Source organism: Roseobacter ponti (genome assembly GCF_012932215.1).
GTDB lineage: Bacteria > Pseudomonadota > Alphaproteobacteria > Rhodobacterales > Rhodobacteraceae > Roseobacter > Roseobacter ponti.
In genome coordinates, this window is sequence record NZ_CP048788.1 from 1,248,543 (window position 1) to 1,265,975 (window position 17,433).

General features: G+C 55.2%; 17 protein-coding genes. 10 read left to right on the forward strand and 7 right to left on the reverse strand.

The genetic code is table 11. From position 1 onward, the window contains the following. Positions 1-24: 24 nt before the first annotated feature. Entirely contained in the window at positions 25-1,458 is a 1,434-nt protein-coding gene (locus G3256_RS06055) for an alpha/beta fold hydrolase (protein WP_169639962.1), read from the reverse strand. A 159-nt stretch (positions 1,459-1,617) separates the two neighbouring features. Between G3256_RS06055 and G3256_RS06060 the strand changes: the two genes are divergently transcribed. Both G3256_RS06060 and G3256_RS06065 read left to right on the forward strand, forming a co-directional pair. Beyond that, positions 1,618-3,474, forward strand: a complete 1,857-nt coding sequence (locus tag G3256_RS06060) for an FAD-dependent monooxygenase (RefSeq protein WP_169639963.1) — start codon at positions 1,618-1,620, stop codon at positions 3,472-3,474. Between the two features lie 291 nt (positions 3,475-3,765). Next, a complete protein-coding gene (locus G3256_RS06065) occupies positions 3,766-4,155 on the forward strand; it encodes a carboxymuconolactone decarboxylase family protein (protein WP_169639964.1) in 390 nt (129 codons plus the stop codon). A 245-nt stretch (positions 4,156-4,400) separates the two neighbouring features. On the opposite strand, the gene G3256_RS06070 is transcribed toward G3256_RS06065, so the two are convergent. Beyond that, positions 4,401-5,204, reverse strand: a complete 804-nt coding sequence (locus tag G3256_RS06070; protein ID WP_169639965.1) for a helix-turn-helix transcriptional regulator — start codon at positions 5,202-5,204, stop codon at positions 4,401-4,403. 231 nt (positions 5,205-5,435) lie between these two features. Between G3256_RS06070 and G3256_RS06075 the strand changes: the two genes are divergently transcribed. The 6 genes from G3256_RS06075 to G3256_RS06100 are packed head-to-tail and all read left to right on the forward strand — an operon-like array spanning position 5,436 to position 10,925. Next, complete coding sequence (locus G3256_RS06075; RefSeq protein WP_246227813.1) at positions 5,436-6,455, forward strand: ABC transporter ATP-binding protein; 1,020 nt, start codon at positions 5,436-5,438, stop codon at positions 6,453-6,455. Between the two features lie 30 nt (positions 6,456-6,485). Further along, a complete protein-coding gene (locus G3256_RS06080; protein WP_169639966.1) occupies positions 6,486-7,634 on the forward strand; it encodes an ABC transporter substrate-binding protein in 1,149 nt (382 codons plus the stop codon). Positions 7,635-7,658: 24 nt separating this feature from the next. Continuing rightward, on the forward strand, positions 7,659-8,510 hold the full coding sequence (locus tag G3256_RS06085; protein WP_425501529.1) for an ABC transporter permease: 852 nt from the start codon (positions 7,659-7,661) through the stop codon (positions 8,508-8,510). A gap of 7 nt (positions 8,511-8,517) precedes the next feature. Then, entirely contained in the window at positions 8,518-9,336 is an 819-nt protein-coding gene (locus G3256_RS06090) for an ABC transporter permease (protein WP_169639967.1), read from the forward strand. A gap of 20 nt (positions 9,337-9,356) precedes the next feature. Continuing rightward, complete coding sequence (locus tag G3256_RS06095) at positions 9,357-10,115, forward strand: SDR family NAD(P)-dependent oxidoreductase (RefSeq protein WP_169639968.1); 759 nt, start codon at positions 9,357-9,359, stop codon at positions 10,113-10,115. Between the two features lie 27 nt (positions 10,116-10,142). Continuing rightward, on the forward strand, positions 10,143-10,925 hold the full coding sequence (locus tag G3256_RS06100; protein WP_169639969.1) for an SDR family NAD(P)-dependent oxidoreductase: 783 nt from the start codon (positions 10,143-10,145) through the stop codon (positions 10,923-10,925). Between the two features lie 1,076 nt (positions 10,926-12,001). Here the strand turns inward: G3256_RS06100 and G3256_RS06105 are convergent. From G3256_RS06105 to G3256_RS06110, 3 genes are all read right to left on the reverse strand, one after another. Beyond that, entirely contained in the window at positions 12,002-12,340 is a 339-nt protein-coding gene (locus G3256_RS06105; RefSeq protein ID WP_169639970.1) for a hypothetical protein, read from the reverse strand. 341 nt (positions 12,341-12,681) lie between these two features. Beyond that, positions 12,682-12,900: a GDCCVxC domain-containing (seleno)protein gene (locus G3256_RS19205; protein WP_246227815.1), complete on the reverse strand. Its 219-nt coding sequence runs from the start codon at positions 12,898-12,900 to the stop codon at positions 12,682-12,684. Between the two features lie 4 nt (positions 12,901-12,904). Next, on the reverse strand, positions 12,905-13,390 hold the full coding sequence (locus G3256_RS06110) for a hypothetical protein (protein WP_246227817.1): 486 nt from the start codon (positions 13,388-13,390) through the stop codon (positions 12,905-12,907). A 277-nt stretch (positions 13,391-13,667) separates the two neighbouring features. Here G3256_RS06110 and G3256_RS06115 point away from each other — a divergent pair, with 277 nt between their 5' ends. Both G3256_RS06115 and G3256_RS06120 read left to right on the forward strand, forming a co-directional pair. Further along, on the forward strand, positions 13,668-14,054 hold the full coding sequence (locus tag G3256_RS06115; protein ID WP_169639971.1) for a MerR family transcriptional regulator: 387 nt from the start codon (positions 13,668-13,670) through the stop codon (positions 14,052-14,054). A gap of 614 nt (positions 14,055-14,668) precedes the next feature. After that, a complete protein-coding gene (locus tag G3256_RS06120; protein ID WP_169639972.1) occupies positions 14,669-15,631 on the forward strand; it encodes a tyrosine-type recombinase/integrase in 963 nt (320 codons plus the stop codon). Between the two features lie 192 nt (positions 15,632-15,823). Here G3256_RS06120 and G3256_RS06125 read toward each other — a convergent pair whose 3' ends face one another. Next, entirely contained in the window at positions 15,824-16,813 is a 990-nt protein-coding gene (locus G3256_RS06125; RefSeq protein ID WP_169639973.1) for a hypothetical protein, read from the reverse strand. Positions 16,814-16,902: 89 nt separating this feature from the next. After that, positions 16,903-17,337, reverse strand: coding sequence for a hypothetical protein (locus G3256_RS06130; RefSeq protein ID WP_169639974.1), 435 nt, complete (start codon positions 17,335-17,337; stop codon positions 16,903-16,905). Between the last annotated feature and the right edge of the window lie 96 nt (positions 17,338-17,433).

Below are 17,433 nucleotides of genomic sequence, written 5' to 3' on the forward strand. Positions count from 1 at the left end.
GCGGTCACCGGCACGGACGGGCTGTCAGTCCTTCAGAAAGTCTGACACTTCCTGCAAAAACCGCGTCAGGCCCGGATCACTGTCCAGCATCACATGGTTACGCCCCTCGAGCGGGATGAATCTGGCACCGGGTATGCCTGCGGCCATCTTCCGGCCTTCTTCAAAGGGCGCGCGGGCATCGTCGCGCACATGAAACACGAGGGCTGGCGCTTTGACGTTCCGCAATTCTTCGGAGATATCGATACTGTCGATCGCCAGCTGAATGCTTGCGGCATTTTCGGGTGGCGTGGCGCTTCTTTGCATCTGTGTGAAACCCGACAACTGGTCGGCGCTGGCATCGGGCATAAAGAACGCGCCGAACATCCGCACATAGGCGTCAAGCTCTTTGCCCCAGCCCTCTCTGATCATGGTGATGAAGGCATCGCTTTCGGCAATCTGGCCTTCTGAGCCGCGCATCCTGCGTCCGCGGGCATATCCGCCGCAAAGCACAAGCTTTTTCACCCTGTCGGGATACCGCGCGGAAAAGGCCGCTGCGATCGCCGCACCCTGAGACTGTCCGATCAGCGATACCCGGTCGTGCCCGAGCGCATCAATCACGCTCGTCAGATCCTGAACAGAGGCATCCAGTGAAAAGTCAGCGATCTCCCGGTCAGACAGACCGCTGCCGCGCGCATCGTACCGCACGACCTGATAGTCCGGTGTCAGCAAAGTGTTCAGCGCCCGGCGCATCGGGATGCGGAAATCGAGTTCAAGGTGTGTGAGCCAGTTCGAAACGGAAACGACGGGCGGGCCGCTGCCGGCTGTGGCAAAGGCGATGCGGACACCATCCGGCGTCGTGCAGAACCGGATGTGCTGTTCAATGTCCGCCGGCGCGCCGGTCTTCTCCGCATTGCCCTGAGCCAGTTCGATCTGAAAGACATTCACCGGTGCGGGGATGTTTTTAACCTGACAGGGACCAAGCCCGGCGATGGTGTATTCTGCACGGTCGCTGATGTGTTCGCGGACGTTACCGGAAATGCAGATCGCGCCCGGTTCGGCGAGGCTTTCCATGCGGGCTGCGAGGTTCACGCCATTGCCAAAGAGATCGGCGCCATCAACGATCACATCGCCAAGGCTTATACCGATCCGCATTCTGATCGCCTCCTCAGGGGGAACGGCGTCCTGTGTTTCAGCCATCAGCGACTGTATCTCAACGGCGCAGCTCACCGCATCGTTGGCGCTTGCGAATTCTACCAGAGCACCGTCGCCCATCAGCTTGAATATCCGGCCACCGTGACGTCTCACGGCCGGCTTAAAGACGCGCGCCAGCACCTCTTTCAGACGGGCGTGAGTCCTGGATTCATCGCCGGCCATAAGCAGTGAGTACCGGACCACGTCTGCTGCGAGAATTGCCGCGAGCTTTCTGTGATCTTTTTTCTCCGGCACGCTGTCCTCGCGGGTGTCTGACTGTCCGGACAATATGAAGCGACCCTGCCACTGTCCACTTTTCAATGCCTGCGGAGCGCCCGGATCACCGGTTGCCCGTAATGACACCTGATTGCCCGCCGGATATGTTATGCCGTATCCGGGTTGAGCAACCCGGTCTGAGGATGCCGGACCGGGCCAGGAGGCGTCGATATGCAATACCACCTCGAAGGGTTCCGCGCAGGTGATCCGTCCCGAGCGCCGGCTGCCCGCAAAGATGCGCGCGACGCCGTTGACGTACTCATCATCGGATGCGGGCCGGCGGGGCTTACGCTGGCGACACAGCTCAGCCTTCCGGGGGATGTTTCCGTACGTATTGTTGACCGCCGGCCAGGTCCCCTGGAAATCGGGCAGGCCGACGGTATTGCCTGCCGCTCGGTTGAGATGTTCGAAGCATTCGGGTTTGCCGACCGCGTGATCAGAGAAGGCTATCAGGTCAGTGAGGTGAGTTTCTGGCGCCCCGGTCCCGACGGCACGACGCTGACGCGCGCAGACCGTATCAAAGATGTGGAAGATGGCCTGTCTGAGATGCCCCACATTATCCTGAGCCAGGCGCGCATTCATGATTTTTATCTGGAAACCATGGCGCATTCAGCGCGCCGGCTGGTACCTGAATACAACCTCGAACTGCTGTCACTTGAACGCGATGACAGACATCAGTTCCCGGTCACGGCGACACTGAAGCGCGGGGACCGGCCGGGCGAGACCGAAACGATCCGTGCACGCTATGTCGCAGGCTGTGACGGGGCACGCAGCGTGGTGCGCTCCGAACTGGGACTTGCGTTAAGGGGGAGTTCCGCGCGGCAACTATGGGGCGTGATGGATGTCCTGGTACGGACGACCTTCCCTGATATCCGGTTGAAATGCGCAATCCAGTCCGCGGAACAGGGCAGCATGCTCATCATTCCCCGCGAAGGTGGCTATATGGTCCGCCTCTATATTGAACTGGATGCTCTGGGTCCCGGTGAGCGGGCATCGGATCGCGGCGTTACCCCGGATGAGCTGATTGATAAAGCGCGCCGCATCTTGTCCCCCTTTGAATTTGACGTGGCCTCGATTGCCTGGTGGTCTGCTTATGAGATCGGACAGCGTGTCTGTGATGCCTTTGATGACGCCGGAAGCGCGGGGCAGGGCGCTCAGGCACCGCGTATTTTTATCGCCGGAGACGCCTGCCACACCCACAGCCCCAAAGCGGGCCAGGGTATGAACGTCTCCATGGCCGACGCATTTAATCTCGGCTGGAAACTGGCTGCAGTTCTGCGGGGTCAGTCGCCTGCAGCGTTGCTCGACACCTATAACTCAGAGCGCCGCGCCAAGGCGCAGGAACTCATTGATTTTGATCGCGATATGGCGCGTTTGTTCAGTGAAAAGCCGGAAACCGGGGGCGATGTGGCGCGCTTTCAGGCGTATTTCAGGAAACACGGGCGTTACACTGCCGGGGTCGAGACCTGCTATGGCCCTTCGCTGATTACCGGTGGTGCGCACCATCAGAACCTCGCGACAGGATACCCTGTCGGGAAGCGTTTCCACTCCGCCCCCGTAATCAGGCTGGCAGATGCAAAACCAATGCAACTCGGGCACGCATTAAAGGCCGACGGGCGCTGGCGGATCATCATTTTTGCGCCGCAATCCGATGACGGCACAGCTGCGGGTCAGGTCGGTGCCCTGTGCCAGAAGCTCAGGGGCCTGACGAGCCGTGTCTCGCCATCCGGTGCAGACCCTGACGAGGTAATTGATGTCCGTGCTGTCTTTCAGAGCCCGCACCGCCGCACAGATGTCGCCACACTGCCTGCGTTTCTGGTGCCGCGGAAAGGGTCGATGGGCCTCACTGATTATGAAAAGGTTTTCTGCCCTGATCCGGATCGTGGCGACATATTTGATATGCGGGGTATTGATCGCGACCGGGGTGCGGTGATCGTTGTGCGTCCGGACCAGTACGTCAGTCTCGTTGTGCCGGTCACCGGTGATCGTGAAATCGAAGGTTTCTTTGCGGGCGTGCTGCTTTCCTGAGCCCCGGATGATGTGACCCCCGGTCATTGAAGGTTCGCAGTCGGGCTCGAAGTTCCGGAATCTGCGACCAGCGGATTGCCTGCATGGCCGTTCGATGCATTAAAACCGGGGACGAAGGGGCCCGGACGGTCAGGAGGTGCCCGCGCCGGACGCAGGTGCAGCTGCGCGTCAAACTCAGTCCGGGGCGGAAGACTACACGAAACTGCCGGACTTCCCGGAAATAAATGACGTGATACGAGCGTGAAATGCGTTCAGAAGGGACGCCGCAGAGCAACACTGAAAGGAGAGCAGATGAGTACATTTGATGAGGACCTGTTTCTAAAGGGACTTGAACAGCGCAAAGCAACGCTGGGTGCGGAATATGTTGAAAATAACCTTGCCGCTGCGGATGATTTCACCCGTCCGTTTCAGGAGGCCATGACCGCATGGTGCTGGGGCTTCGGGTGGGGAGATGATGTGATCGACGCAAAGACCCGTTCGATGATGAACCTGTCAATGATCGGCGCTCTGGGGAAAATGACCGAGTGGGAAATCCACTGTCGCGGAGCTCTGACCAACGGCGTCAGTCAGGACGAGATCCGCGCGATCATCCACGTCATCGGCATCTACTGCGGGGTCCCGCAGGCACTGGAATGCTTCCGGGTGGCCAGGAAGGTTCTGAGCGAGGCAAATGCGGACTGAAGCCGCGTTCTGATCGCAGCATTTTCTTATTCGCAGACCCGCGGACTTCATTCGGCTGTGACGGGTCCGGAGCACGGAAGGTGGCAGAGTGGTTATGCGGGTATCGTCCGGCGTGACGGATGCCGTGGGGCGCCCTTCGCTACTCGGACAGAAAATGCCTTCGGCTACGGCATCCGGACTTTACGGCTATCCATCGAAACGTCGGCAGCGGGGCAGATCACCGAACCAACGGTCCGGCGCGGCAATCACTGTTTGTAACTAAAACCGGACGGTTCCCCGCTGTCTGTGATGGCCGCCAGAAACGCGGAGAATAACTCTCCCTGAGAGTTGATCCGCAGTTTTGAATAGATGTTCTTGCGGTGAATCCGGACTGTCCCCGAAGATATACCGAGCAGCTTGCCGACTGCATCTGCTGAATGACCTTTCAGCGTCAGTTCCACAACCTCACGTTCGCGCGGTGTTAAGATCCCTTCGCCGATCCGGCGAAATGCGAGCGCAATCTTGCCCTCAAAACTGCTGTCTTCCTGATCGTGCACGTCGCTGGTCTGATCCCACTGTCTGCGGCAGGTCGCTTCCACGACGGGCCACGCAGCCTTCAAAGTCCTGATTTCCGCTTTGCTGAAGCGCCGTGTCCGACGCATCAGAGAGATTACAATGGAAAGGTTCGCGTGGATGTTTACCAGATAGCCGATCTCCTCCGCGAGGCCGGTCTGACCGTAGTAGCTTCTGAAATACTCCCCCTGGTAAAACCTGTCCGGAGCAATTTCGCTTAGACGCCACAGCCCCTGTTCCACATCGCCCGTGCTGGCAAGGAAAAACGGATCCAGCAGGTACGGTCCTTCGAGGTATTCATCAACATGCAGCCGCCGTCTGTCCTCGGGAAAATCATTGTAAAGCGCCAACGGACGGGAGGCGCCCACATAGCCAAAAATGACTGTGTCATCGAAATCAACCAATGCCTTCAGCGCGTCTGACAGGTGCCCGGGAAGATCGGGCGTCCCAAGACTGCTTATGATTTGTGCAACGCGGGCGCTCCATTCGAGGGACATTGGCTTTCTTTCATTTATCTGGCTGTGATATCGGCATCTATCACAAAAAGCATATTTACAAAAAGAGCTGTTTTCTGATTTTTGTACATTAGGGGTAATACTAAAGCTATGATGCAAACTTCGGAAAATGGTGAAAAAAGTGCATATACTGCGCCGGGACCAGAGGGTTCGCCGGTCGCTGAACTGCGCGGAGTTTCCAAAACCTTCGGTGAGGTGAAAGCCGTAACGAACATGGACCTCAGCATTGCGCAGGGCGAGTTCTTTACTTTTCTTGGTCCGTCAGGCTGCGGAAAAACGACTGCTTTGCGGATGCTTGCAGGATTTGAAACGCCCACTGAGGGCTCTGTTCTGATCGATGGCGAGGACGTGTCGGCACAGGAGCCCTACCGCAGGCCCGTTAACATGGTTTTTCAGAACTACGCGCTTTTCCCGCATCTCACCGTCGGGCAGAATATTGCCTATGGTCTCAAACAACGGCGGCCAAAGCCGGGGCGGGCGCTCATTGAAGAAAAAGTCTCCCGCGCACTCGAGACTGTGCGCCTGTCCGGGTATGAGGACCGTCGCATCTGGGAGATGTCGGGCGGGCAGCAACAGCGTGTAGCGCTGGCGAGGGCAATCGTGAATGAGCCCAAGCTGTTACTGCTTGACGAACCGCTGGCGGCCCTCGACCGCAAACTGCGTAAGGAAATGCAGATTGAACTGCAGGACCTGCAGCGTGATCTCGGGATCACTTTCGTCCTTGTGACACATGATCAGGAAGAAGCACTGTCGCTCAGTGACCGCATCGGCGTTGTTCGGGCCGGACAGATCATTCAGGTGGGCGCGCCGCAGGAACTGTATGACAGACCTGCATCACGATATGTCGCCGATTTTGTCGGGACGTCGAATTTTTTTGAAGGCGCCGGCGTGGAGATCAGCAGCGATACCGCGTCCATCACCTTGCAGAACGGGCGCCGTTACAATGGCCGGGCAATGGGCGGGATCGCGTCCGGTGAGAACGGATGCCTCAGCGTGCGCCCCGAACAGATCCGCATCGGGCGTGAGGCAACGCCGGATGCGCTCGAATGCACAGTTCTCAACCGGATTTTTCTGGGCGAGCATACCGAATACCTCGTTCGGCAAAAGGACCTGGGCAATATAAAAGTGCTGGCCCCGCGGCAGTCCGATGAAGGGCTGAATTCACTGGGAAAAGGCGACAGTGCCTGGCTGCACTGGGCCGATGACGGCGCGCTTGTTCTGAAGAATGACTAGAAGCTGAGAAACCTGAGAGGGAGTACATCAATGGAAGACCACATTTCCAAACAGAAGTTCATGCAGGAATTGCGGCGTTATCAGAAGGGCTCGGTCACACGGCGGCACTTTCTGGGCGTAACCGGCCTTGGTGCCGCGACGGCTGTGATGGGGGCGGCTGTGCCCGGACTGCGTGCGACCACGGCGATGGCATCCGACATCGGTGATCGTGTGGTGCTGGCCACGTGGCCCAACTATCACGACCAGGCCAATTTCGACATGTTCACCGATAAGACCGGGGCCTTCATGCAGGTCAATGTCTTCGGATCTAACGAAGAAATGCTGGCCAAACTGCAGGCGGGCGGCAGCGGCTGGGACGTATACGTGCCGACCAACTACACCATCACCACCTATGTCGAAGAGGATCTGATCGAACCGCTTGATCTGTCCAGACTGCCGAACTACGATGCGGCGGCCTTTGACAAACGGTTCTCTGACGCCGGTGTCGTCGATGGGGTTGTCTATGCGGTGCCCAAGAACTGGGGCACGACCGGTATGGCGGTGAATACGTCGCACGACGGTGGTAAGGCCTTCACATCCTGGAAGGATTTCTTTGACCGCACCATGGATGACTATTCCGGCCGCACAATGGTCCACGACTATCAGCTGACCACCATCGGTGCTGCGCTGAACTATCACGGTTATTCGTTCAACTCGATCGATGAGGCCGAACTGGCCGATGCCGAAAAACTTCTGATCGATGTGAAACCTCACCTTTTTGCGATCACGTCGGATTATCAGCCGGCGATGCGGTCCGGCGATGCCTGGCTGACGATCTGTTGGACCGGCGACGGCAAACAGCTCAACACCGACATTCCCGAAATCGACTATGTGCTCGGTAAGGAAGGTGGAGAGCTGTGGAGCGACTATTATGCGATTCCGAAAGGTGCGCCGCATATGGAAGCCGCCTATGCGCTGATTAACTTCATGCTCGACCCGGAAGTGAACGCGCGCGAAGTGATGGCGCATGGCTATCCGGTTGCGGACAGCCGCACGAACGACCTGCTGCCGGAAGAGATTCTGAATGATCCGATCCTCTACCCGGCGGCAGACCTTCTCGATGCGCTGGAGTTCGGGGCAGCACAGACGCTGACGGATCCCAACCGCGCGGAACTCATCGCGCGTTTCAAGTCCGCATGATCTGAGACCCGGGAGCGGCATTCGGTGACACAGCGTGCAAGAAACTGGCTTCTGATCGCCCCTGCGGGGGCGTGGTTGCTGGTGATGCTGGTCGTGCCGCTCTCGATTGTCTTTGTGTTCAGCTTCGGAGAGCGGGCGCCATCCGGTGGCTATGTGCCCGCTTTCACATTCGAGCAGTACGCCAACCTGCCCGCGCGGTTCACAGCGTTTCAGAATACGCTGATCCTTGCGCCGCTTGGCACGTTGATGGCTCTGCTGATTGCCTACCCGCTGGCCTATCAGCTGGCGGTACGCACCAGCGAAAAATGGAAGACACTGCTGCTGGTGCTGGTGATTGTCCCTTTCTGGACGTCGATCCTCATTCGCAGCTACGCCTGGATATTTATCCTTGGCGGACGGGGTCTGCCCGCTCTGCTGGAGAGCATCGGCATCGATGACGTGCGTCTGATTTACACTCCCTTCGCCGTTCTGGTCGGCATCGTCTACGGATATCTGCCGCTGATGGTATTTCCTGTCTATGTCAGCCTTGACCGGCTCGACAAACGCCTGCTCGAAGCGTCCTCTGATCTGGGTGCACATCCGGTGACCACGTTTTTCAAAGTGACCCTGCCCATGTCAGTTTCAGGCATCGCGACAGGCTGCATGCTGGTGTTTATCCTGCTGATGGGCGAGTTCCTCATCCCCGCACTCCTGGGCGGCGGCAAGGTGTTTTTTGTCGGAAATGCGCTTGTTGACCTCTTCCTGCAATCGCGCAACTGGGCTTACGGCTCGGCAGTCGCCATGATGCTCATCGTCATCATGCTTGTGACGGTAACCCTCTACATGCGTCTGATCTCAAAGCTGAATGTTCAGCGTGACGATGCGGCGTTGATGTGAGGGCCTGATGCGCATTTACGCTGTTTTCGTCTACGTGTTCCTTTACACGCCGATTGCGATCATCGCGCTGTTCAGTTTCAGCGCCGGACGCAGCGCCAGCCAGTTCGAAGGATTTTCAGTCCAGTGGTATGGCCGTGCTCTGAACAACCCTTTTGTAATGGATGCCCTGGGCAACAGCCTGCTGGTTGCTTTTATATCGGCCACACTGGCCAGCATCCTTGGCACCCTCGCGGCCGTGGGTCTTCAGGGCGTGCGTGGTCCTGTACGGGCTTTCTTCGATGCGCTGATCTATATCGCGGTGATGATCCCCGGGATTGTCATTGGTATTGCCACACTGATTGCCCTCGTGACGGTCTTTGATGTGGTCAATCCCTGGCTTGCACGGATGTGGCCGGACGATACGACACCTCCGTCGCTGTCGATGGGTATGGGGTCTCTGATCGCGGCCCATACGATGTTCACACTGGCGCTGGTCGTAATCATTGTGCGCGCGCGCCTGTCCGGTCTTGAAGGTGCGCTGAGCGAGGCGTCGGCCGATCTTTATGCCACCCCGTTTGCCACGTTCCGGCAGATCACGCTGCCGCTGATTGCACCGGCTGTACTTGCCGGCTTTCTTCTCAGTTTCACGTTCAGTTTTGACGATTTCATCATCGCGTTCTTTGTCGCCGGGTCGGAAACGACGCTGCCCATTTACATTTTCTCTTCGATCCGGCGCGGCATCACGCCTGAGGTAAATGCGATCGGGACAATGGTGATGATTGCCTCGCTGGTTCTGCTGATTATTGCACAACTCATTTTGCGTCGCGGGGACAAACCGCGGCGCTGATCTGATCTGAAAGGACCGAAATGCTGCTTGAGAACAGGATCGCGTTTGTCACGGCTGCAGGCTCCGGGATCGGTGCCGCAGGCGCGTCTGCTCTGGCGAGGGAGGGTGCGCATGTCATCGTGACAGACCTGAATGCTGATGCCGCTGACTTTGTCGCAAAGGGCATCCGTGACGCCGGCTTCTCGGCCGAAGCCCGGGCGGTCGATGTCACTGATGATGCGGCCCTCACAGAAGCCATAGAAGCGACGGCCGAGACCCACGGCCGCCTTGATATTCTGCATTCACACGCAGGCCTGCAGGTAGAGGGCAAACTGGAAGAAGTGACCGTCGACAATATGGACGCTTCCTGGGCACTCAATGTGCGGGCCCATTTCGTCGCGGCACAGGCAGCCCTGCCGTTCATGCGCCGCCAGGGAGGTGGCAGCATTATCATCACGTCGTCCAATTCGGGCGTTCAGTACGACCGTGAAATGATCGCATATGCCACCACGAAACACGCGATCCTCGCTATGACACGTCAGATGGCAGCCGACTATGCACATGAGAATATTCGCTTTAATTCGCTATGCCCCGGCTTCATTGATACGCCCTTCAACAAGGGTTTCGAAGTTCAGATGGGGGGGAGGGACAGGCTGGAAAGTTACATCAGCAAGTCTGTTCCCATGGGCCGTTTCGGCACGGTTGAGGAGATCGCGGACGCAATCGTCTTTCTCGCCTCAGAGAAATCTTCGTTCATCACAGGTCATGCTCTGGTGATTGATGGCGGCGAGTGCATCTGAGAGACAGGTTCAGAAAAGGGGAGCAATATGGCAGTCACAGATAAGGGCCGGGTCGCGGGAAAGACCGCCGTCATCACCGGTGGCGCCGCAGGGATCGGGCGCGCGAGTTCGCTGATGTTTGCACGTGAAGGCGCCCGTGTTGTGATTATCGATATCAACGAACAGGCCGCATTGGAAACGGTTGAGATGGTAAGAGAAGCGGGCGGCACTGCGCATTTCTTTAAAGCGGATGTGTCAAAATCTGCTCAGGTCGATGCTGCTTTTGATGCCATCAGATCTGAAGTGTGTGGGTATGATATTCTGTTCAATCACGCCGGTACGATCATCGTCAAACCACTGCACGAAACGACAGAAGACGACTATGACCGGCTGATGGATGTGAATGTACGTTCGGCATTTCTGGTCTGTCGTCGTGCGTTGCCGGAGATGGTGGCAAACGGAGGCGGAAGCGTGGTGATCACAGCGTCCATCGCATCAGAACTGGGTTATGCTCTGGAATCTCTTTACTGCATGACAAAAGGAGCGGTTCTCCAGTTGTCGCGGGCAATCGCAGTTGAGTACCGCGAGCAGGGCATCCGGTGTAACGCTGTCTGCCCGGGTTTTGTGAAAACAGCCCACGGGCTCAGGGAAATTGCGGAGCTTGATGCCGCTGGCCAGACCTGGGAAGACGGAGATCTTGCAGCGACACAGGGCCGGATCTGCGAACCCGAAGAGGTGGCCTCCGCGGCGCTTTATCTGGCGTCGGACGATGCCAGTTTCATCAACGGAATGGCGCTATACGTAGACAACGGCTGGTACACGCGGGGGTGAAACCCTGACCGGTGTGACACGGTCAGAGGCGTAAACGCCGCAATGCGCCAGCTTATGTACGCCGAAGCGAAGAGGCGCACATTATGAACGTGCCGGTCGGCACCTGCGCAGTAACGGCTACGTCGTGTCCGGATTTGCCAGAGCTTCGCAGGCTATGATCGACAGTTTCTGACCGGGGATGCCTGCGCGGACTTCCGAAGATCTTTGGGCTATGCATCGGGCTGTAGCCAGCCTGTACTTCTACTTTCGGGAAAACACTGTAACATCGGTGCGGCAAGCGATGGGTTCGAGCCTGAAGCGGTCGTATAGTGCACTTGCGAATTTGGCACTAAGAGCGGAAAGTGTGCATTCGCTGCATCTGCAAGGTCACATTTGCAGACTAGCGGAAGCGGTCATTCAGGGCTCAATCTCAATCGCCATAGCGCCGCAGAGGTCATTGACGGCAGCTCTGCGCAGATAGCGGACTTTGCAAAGTCAGTTTAGAAGCGTCCTGCTGAGGGTGAAGGGCAATCGCATTGTGCGCCAAGTTCGCGCACTGGTTTCACTATTGCTCATGCGGAAGGAATTTCTGATACAATACGGCGCTATTAATTGCACTTAGTCTCGATCATCTCACCTACCAGTCGTTCAGTTTCTGACCGCGATTGGCCATTTCTCATTCGTTCGTCATAAACTAAACGCAAAACGATGCCTTCTCTCAGGGAGAAGCCCTCATAAATGGGCGGATCAAGCGCCGCGCCAGAGAATCTCGTAGGCGAAAACAGAGAAGCCAATCCGATGGGATCGCCCGGCACACCAGAGAAATTATAGAGTTCCTCATTTACGCAATTCGCCATAGTAATGTCGCCGATATCTGCTTTGATTCAAACCTCGGAGTACTCAACCAGTTCACCTTGCCAAACCGAATTCACGCCTGCGCAGGGCCAAGCCTCGGTAGCGACAAAGCGCTCCAAGAACTGTGGATAGGCAGAGGAATATGCGTTTGCCGGTTCATCTGCTTCGATCAAAACGAGATGAACGATGCTTTCATGCTTTTCGACTTTTGGCTTTACGTCAAGGCTAGGTCCTGCAAAGGTCTATAGTAATTCCGCAGTATAAACGAAGTTCATGCCGACGATTGTTGCAATGTCTATTGGCAGCGCTCCATCTGTAGTCACGAAGTTTGGTTTTTCCCTCCTTGCTAAGGCAATTTCGCAGTTGATGCCTTTGCCGTCTTCGCAGAGCTCCGATGTGTGCGCCACGTGCCCGACAAGGAAGGGAAAGTCATGATCAGCGTAGTGCTCGTTGTATTCGTCCACAAACCTACATTCAGCTAGCGTCAATCCGTTGGCCTCTCGTGCTGTCGCAGCAGCGACAGTAAATAAAAGCAGAAAACGTACCGAGTCAACGCATGATGGGCGATGAAATTCTACCAAGTCCACTCCCTCACTTCACGCTGGCCAAATCGGTATGGATCATAGGTAACTCAGATTTTTGGCATTCCACTGCGCTCAAACGTTATTAACTCGCGAATGTGGCGGTAGAGGAACACTGCCGAATCTACAAGCCGTTTGCTTTACGGCGTGTTGCATGTCTTCAAAGCTTTCGCAGTCGGCAGTGAATCTCATATCGGCATTGGGTTGCTTACCTATGGACTTGCCAGATGACAATGACCGGTTTGGGCTGGCTGCCGTCATAGAGTAAGTAGCTGTGATATTCTAAGGCAGCGACCCAAGCGCTGCGTCGCCGCAAGGTGGCTTTGAGCCCAAACCTACCGTCACCCGCAGCAGGTACTGCCCTCTTGGATGGGGGGACACGCAACGGTCCCATAGGAACAGTAGACGCAGCAATCACCGGGCAGTGGCTTCAACACAGTTTTGCACGAAGTACATTCATAGAACCACTGGCAGGCGTCGGTTGGCATGGTTTCGACCGTAGAATGGCCGCACTCCGGGCAGGTGATTTTGCTTTCAAGTGAGATTTTAAGTTCAGTCATATGTTCACATCAGGGTTATGAGGAAATCATTGATGCGGGCTTCGTTGAACACGATGACCCACGCGAGGGTTGTCAGGATACTGCTGCCAACAAGCCATGCTATAAGATGATCAAGTGCACCGCGCCGGTAGGTGACGATCCACGCGGCCAGCAAAATCACCGACGCGATGCTCAATACCACGAAACTTGCCGCCGCGATCTTGCCAAAAACGGCCAACCAGCTTCCGCCAAGACCGAGCAGCATCATCGTCATGGGCAACACGCAGCACGTCGCAACGCCCAGAGCGGCTATCGACCCGACATAGCTGGCCCATACGGACTTATACATCACCGCATTGCCCTCCATAGACTGAACATCGTGCGCGTTGCTTCTGCTTCCCAAAATGGCGCTGTCGCAGCCGCCAAAAAGAACAGGCTGGTTGCGCAGAGTATCAAAAGCGTAGAACGCCGCCGGGACGCACAGGACCACCGCGTCCAGAGCCGATACCACGCCCAGATCAGAACAAGCCCCACCGCTATCACAATGGGAATGCGGTAAGCGACAAAGGGGCCCAGATAGAGAACCCATGTACCGCCCATGCCTATGATGGAAAACCCAATCGGCAGGACGCAGCAAGACGCGGACAGCATTGCCGCAAGCCCGGCCACACCGATTACAGCACGGTTTGGTCCGTTTGATTGGGTCTCCGAAGATTGGCTCAGACTTGTGTCCATACCGATGTATATGCATCCTGTAGCTACTACAGGATCAAGAAGGAATTCATCACATGATCGCGATTGGCGAGGCGGCAAGACAGAGCGGCGTATCTATAGAGACGATCCGCTATTATGAACGCGAGGGCGTCGTGCCACCTGCAAAACGCGCTGGAAACGGGCGTCGGGTATATTCTGAAAAAGCAATCGGGCGACTGCGCTTCATCAAACGGTGCCGCGATCTGGGGTTTTCTATCGCTCAGGGCAAGGGCCTCCTGTCTTTGAGCGAAGGCGAAAACCAAAATTGCGCTGTCGTGAGGGATATCAGTACCAAACACCTGACGGACGTGCGCGCAAAGATTGAAGAACTCAAGGCACTGGAAGGTGCATTGGAAGAATTGACGGCAAGCTGCCAAACAGGGTCAGTTTCCTGTCGAATGCTTGAGGCGCTGGCCCGTTGATACAGAGGGCATGAGCCGAAATCTCCCACCAAGCCAACGGCAGGTTGGTCCGCACAGCCGTCATTTGCCCCTCCAAAATGCTGCGTGATGCACGAACGGCAGTTTTGGTGAAGCTGCGGCGCGGCATCGGCGCTACTGATCTACGGAAGCTTCGGGCCGGAAGCGGCTGGTGGTGCAATTAGGCCGAAGGTCGGAAAGGTCCCACTGAGCTGTTGTTGAGCGAAACCAAAATGAATGTCTGCTTTCGTGTCACATAATGAAGTTGGTGCATCCAGTTTTTCGGCGGAAATTTGCTCGTTCAGCTATCTGCGGGCGTAGCCCAGGGGGAGCGCATCAATGCCAAAGCTCTGCTTTGAGCACCTTGCCAGCCAAACAGTGCAAAAACTGCACGTACAACTTTAAAGCATCTAAATGTGAGCGTTCACGCGTTACGGGTTGCTGAGGATTGGCTGGTTTTCACAAAGCCTTCGGGTAACTCACTGTAAGGCTTTGTTATTTCAGGTTCCCATTGGAGCGGGCGAGGCGATTCGAACGCCCGACCCTAACCTTGGCAAGCTGCCAGCGCTCCAGCAGGAACCGTCGTTTACCTGAAATTAAATTTTGGGAGAGCGATCATGGCGACCATCAGAAAAACAAAAGCAGGCACGTACAATGTTCAGGTGCGTTTGAAAGGTAAAATTCAGGCGTCTAGAAATTTTAGGACAAAGGCGCAGGCAACGCAATGGGCGGAACGAAAAGAACAGGCATTCCGCCATCAGCACCCGCTGTTTCTCGATACAGGCTATGCGTATTGTCACGAAGTGCTGGACCGCAAACCCTCGCAGCGTCTGGCGCTCAACCGCATTGATCGTATCTGCCAGCATTCCCAATTGCAGAAAACGATGGACACCATCACCCTTCAGGACGTGAACGCCTTCAAACAGGCGCGGCTCAGTGAGGTTTCAAAGACGACGTGCAGTGACGAAATCATGATGATCAGGCGGGTGTTCCGCTGGTACATCACAGAGCATCACGCCAAGTCCGGGGAAATGCTCAAAAATCCCTGTGACCTGCTGACGATGCCCAAAGCGAACAAACCACGCGACAGGGTTGTGACACGAAAAGAACTGGACCTGTTGCTTGGAGCCATGTCGCCGCAAATGGCAGTCATTGTCGAGCTGGCCTATGAGACAGCTATGAGGAGGGGGGAATTGCTTAAGCTAACACCGGGAGACCTGAATCTGTCTGACCGGTTTCTTCGTGTTGTCGATGGCAAGGAAGGGTCACGCGACGTACCCCTCACCAGACGCGCTGTAGAGCTCTTAGAGGCCGTTTCAGAGGGTTGTGCAGGGCAGGGCGACCGTTTGTTCCCAATGGCCGGATACAGCGTCACACAGGCTGTCAGGAGGGCGAGGGAAGCTGTTGGATTGAGCGCCGATGTGAGGTTTCATCAATTGCGCCATTCAAGGATTACTGAGGTTGCGAGGATGGGGCTGAACCAGCTACAAATCATGTTGGTGAGCGGTCACAGAGATATACGAAGTGTTCAGAGATACAGCCATCTGAACGTGAGGGATGTTGTTAATTTGATTGACTAGATCGGCCCATTCCCGACCATGAGGCAACGTGCAGCTAAGGCCAGCTTTAAGCCCATGGCTGCACTGAAGTACATTGGATGTTCACTCGCTACAGTTGGGTATCGGTTTTTCGCTGAGGCGTGCACCAAGCTCTAATTTTTTTGTTAATAGTCTTCATGCCAAAATTATTCATTGTCCTCATTTTTAATTTCCTCAACGTGTAAATCGGCGTGTTACTGCGAAAGGTTTTGGGATTTTTCGCTGCAAGGGCGACATGCAAATTCCCGATCCAGAGTAGTTCCCCAAGATTTCTACAAAGATTTTGCGGCCATTAGTGAAACTGCCCATCGGAAACTTTATTGAGCCAGCCGCTATTTCGTGAGGAGGATAGTAGCGTCTGGGGGACAATATCCATGGACTAAATGTAGCTTGCTCCTCGTCGAAAAGAGGGTGGGCCATCTTAGAATGCTTGGGATCAATTGAAGAAAAACTAACAGTGCAGTTACCTGTATCGAAAGACCCTATGATCTCCATAGCTTCCGATCCAATGGAAGATTCAGCTTCTGAAAAATCACGCAAAGCATCAACTAGTACATCGCGGACAGAGTTTAAGTACAAAGGGCCTTGTGACGCTCTTTTAGCGCGCAGCATCATCTTCTTAGTTATTTCTAGGTGCTTTTTCCCATATCCTCCTGAAACATGGAAATGCCCATGCAAATGGGAGGAAAAATAGTCTCTTGGTCGCAAACCCCCAACTTCAATACTTTTGCTGTTCTGCTTTTTTAAAAAACAGATGCCGTGGGGTATGATGCGGCCTTGAAAGACCTCCTGTCCTGACATTGCTATTTCTAGGTACTGATCACTTCCTGGCGTGCCGCTTCCAATCAAACTTTTGATGGCTCTGTATATACAGTTCCTTGTGCTACGAATTGTTCGGAGAGAATTGTATTTCTTACTATTGCCGAACTTAATTGCATCTTCTTTGGGGGCCTCACCAAGCAGTTTTTCGACAATCCAAGTGTCGGTATAAGAATCACCGATTTTGGCGACGCCAGTAAAGCTCACGGTCGAAATGCCGCCGGTAGAGTAGGTGATGATGGTTTTGTTAAACCTGCGAGATATTTCTTTGTTACTCGAGCTAACCATCCTGTCACATACTGTGACGAATCCATATTTGTTTGAGGTGCTCAGAATAATTGTCATTTTTTAGCAAACCTTATCCAAACCGCATTGGAGCCAATTGACTGAGTTAAATGGCAACCATGAAGGGCTCGAATCCCAAATTGTCCAATTTACTCTGTTGTGTACGTACCTTCGGGAAGCAAGTGAGGGGGAGCCTTTCCACTCAACCAGTCTAAAATCATGCTTCCGAACCCGATAACAAACAGTATGGTGAGCACTAGCTTTAATAGAAAATCGGTTCCTTTTTTGAGTTTCTTCTTAGTTTCGGTAATTATACGATTTTTCTTATTCCAAATCTCAAGCACATGAGATTTGTTATCTTGATAGCCATACAAAGTTAGTCCGGCATCGGGAGTCGGATCGGCGGTTGTTATGTGATTTGTTGACGAATATCCGTGCCAGTGAAGCAAGTCCCAACTCGGTGAATAGTTTGAACCCACTTGCTTTCGCCTCCATGCAAACGTCCCCTCTGTGCCATTTTTTTTGCAGTCCTTGCAGGGAAGCATTTCTAGAGGTCGATCAAATGGATCGTAATCTTTGCTCATTTTCCAAGAGCCTTTTACAGTCGCTGGAAAGAACTGGTAAAAATTGCACGCACTGGATGTCTTGCGAAGGACTACGTCGACTGCGAACCGTATCCT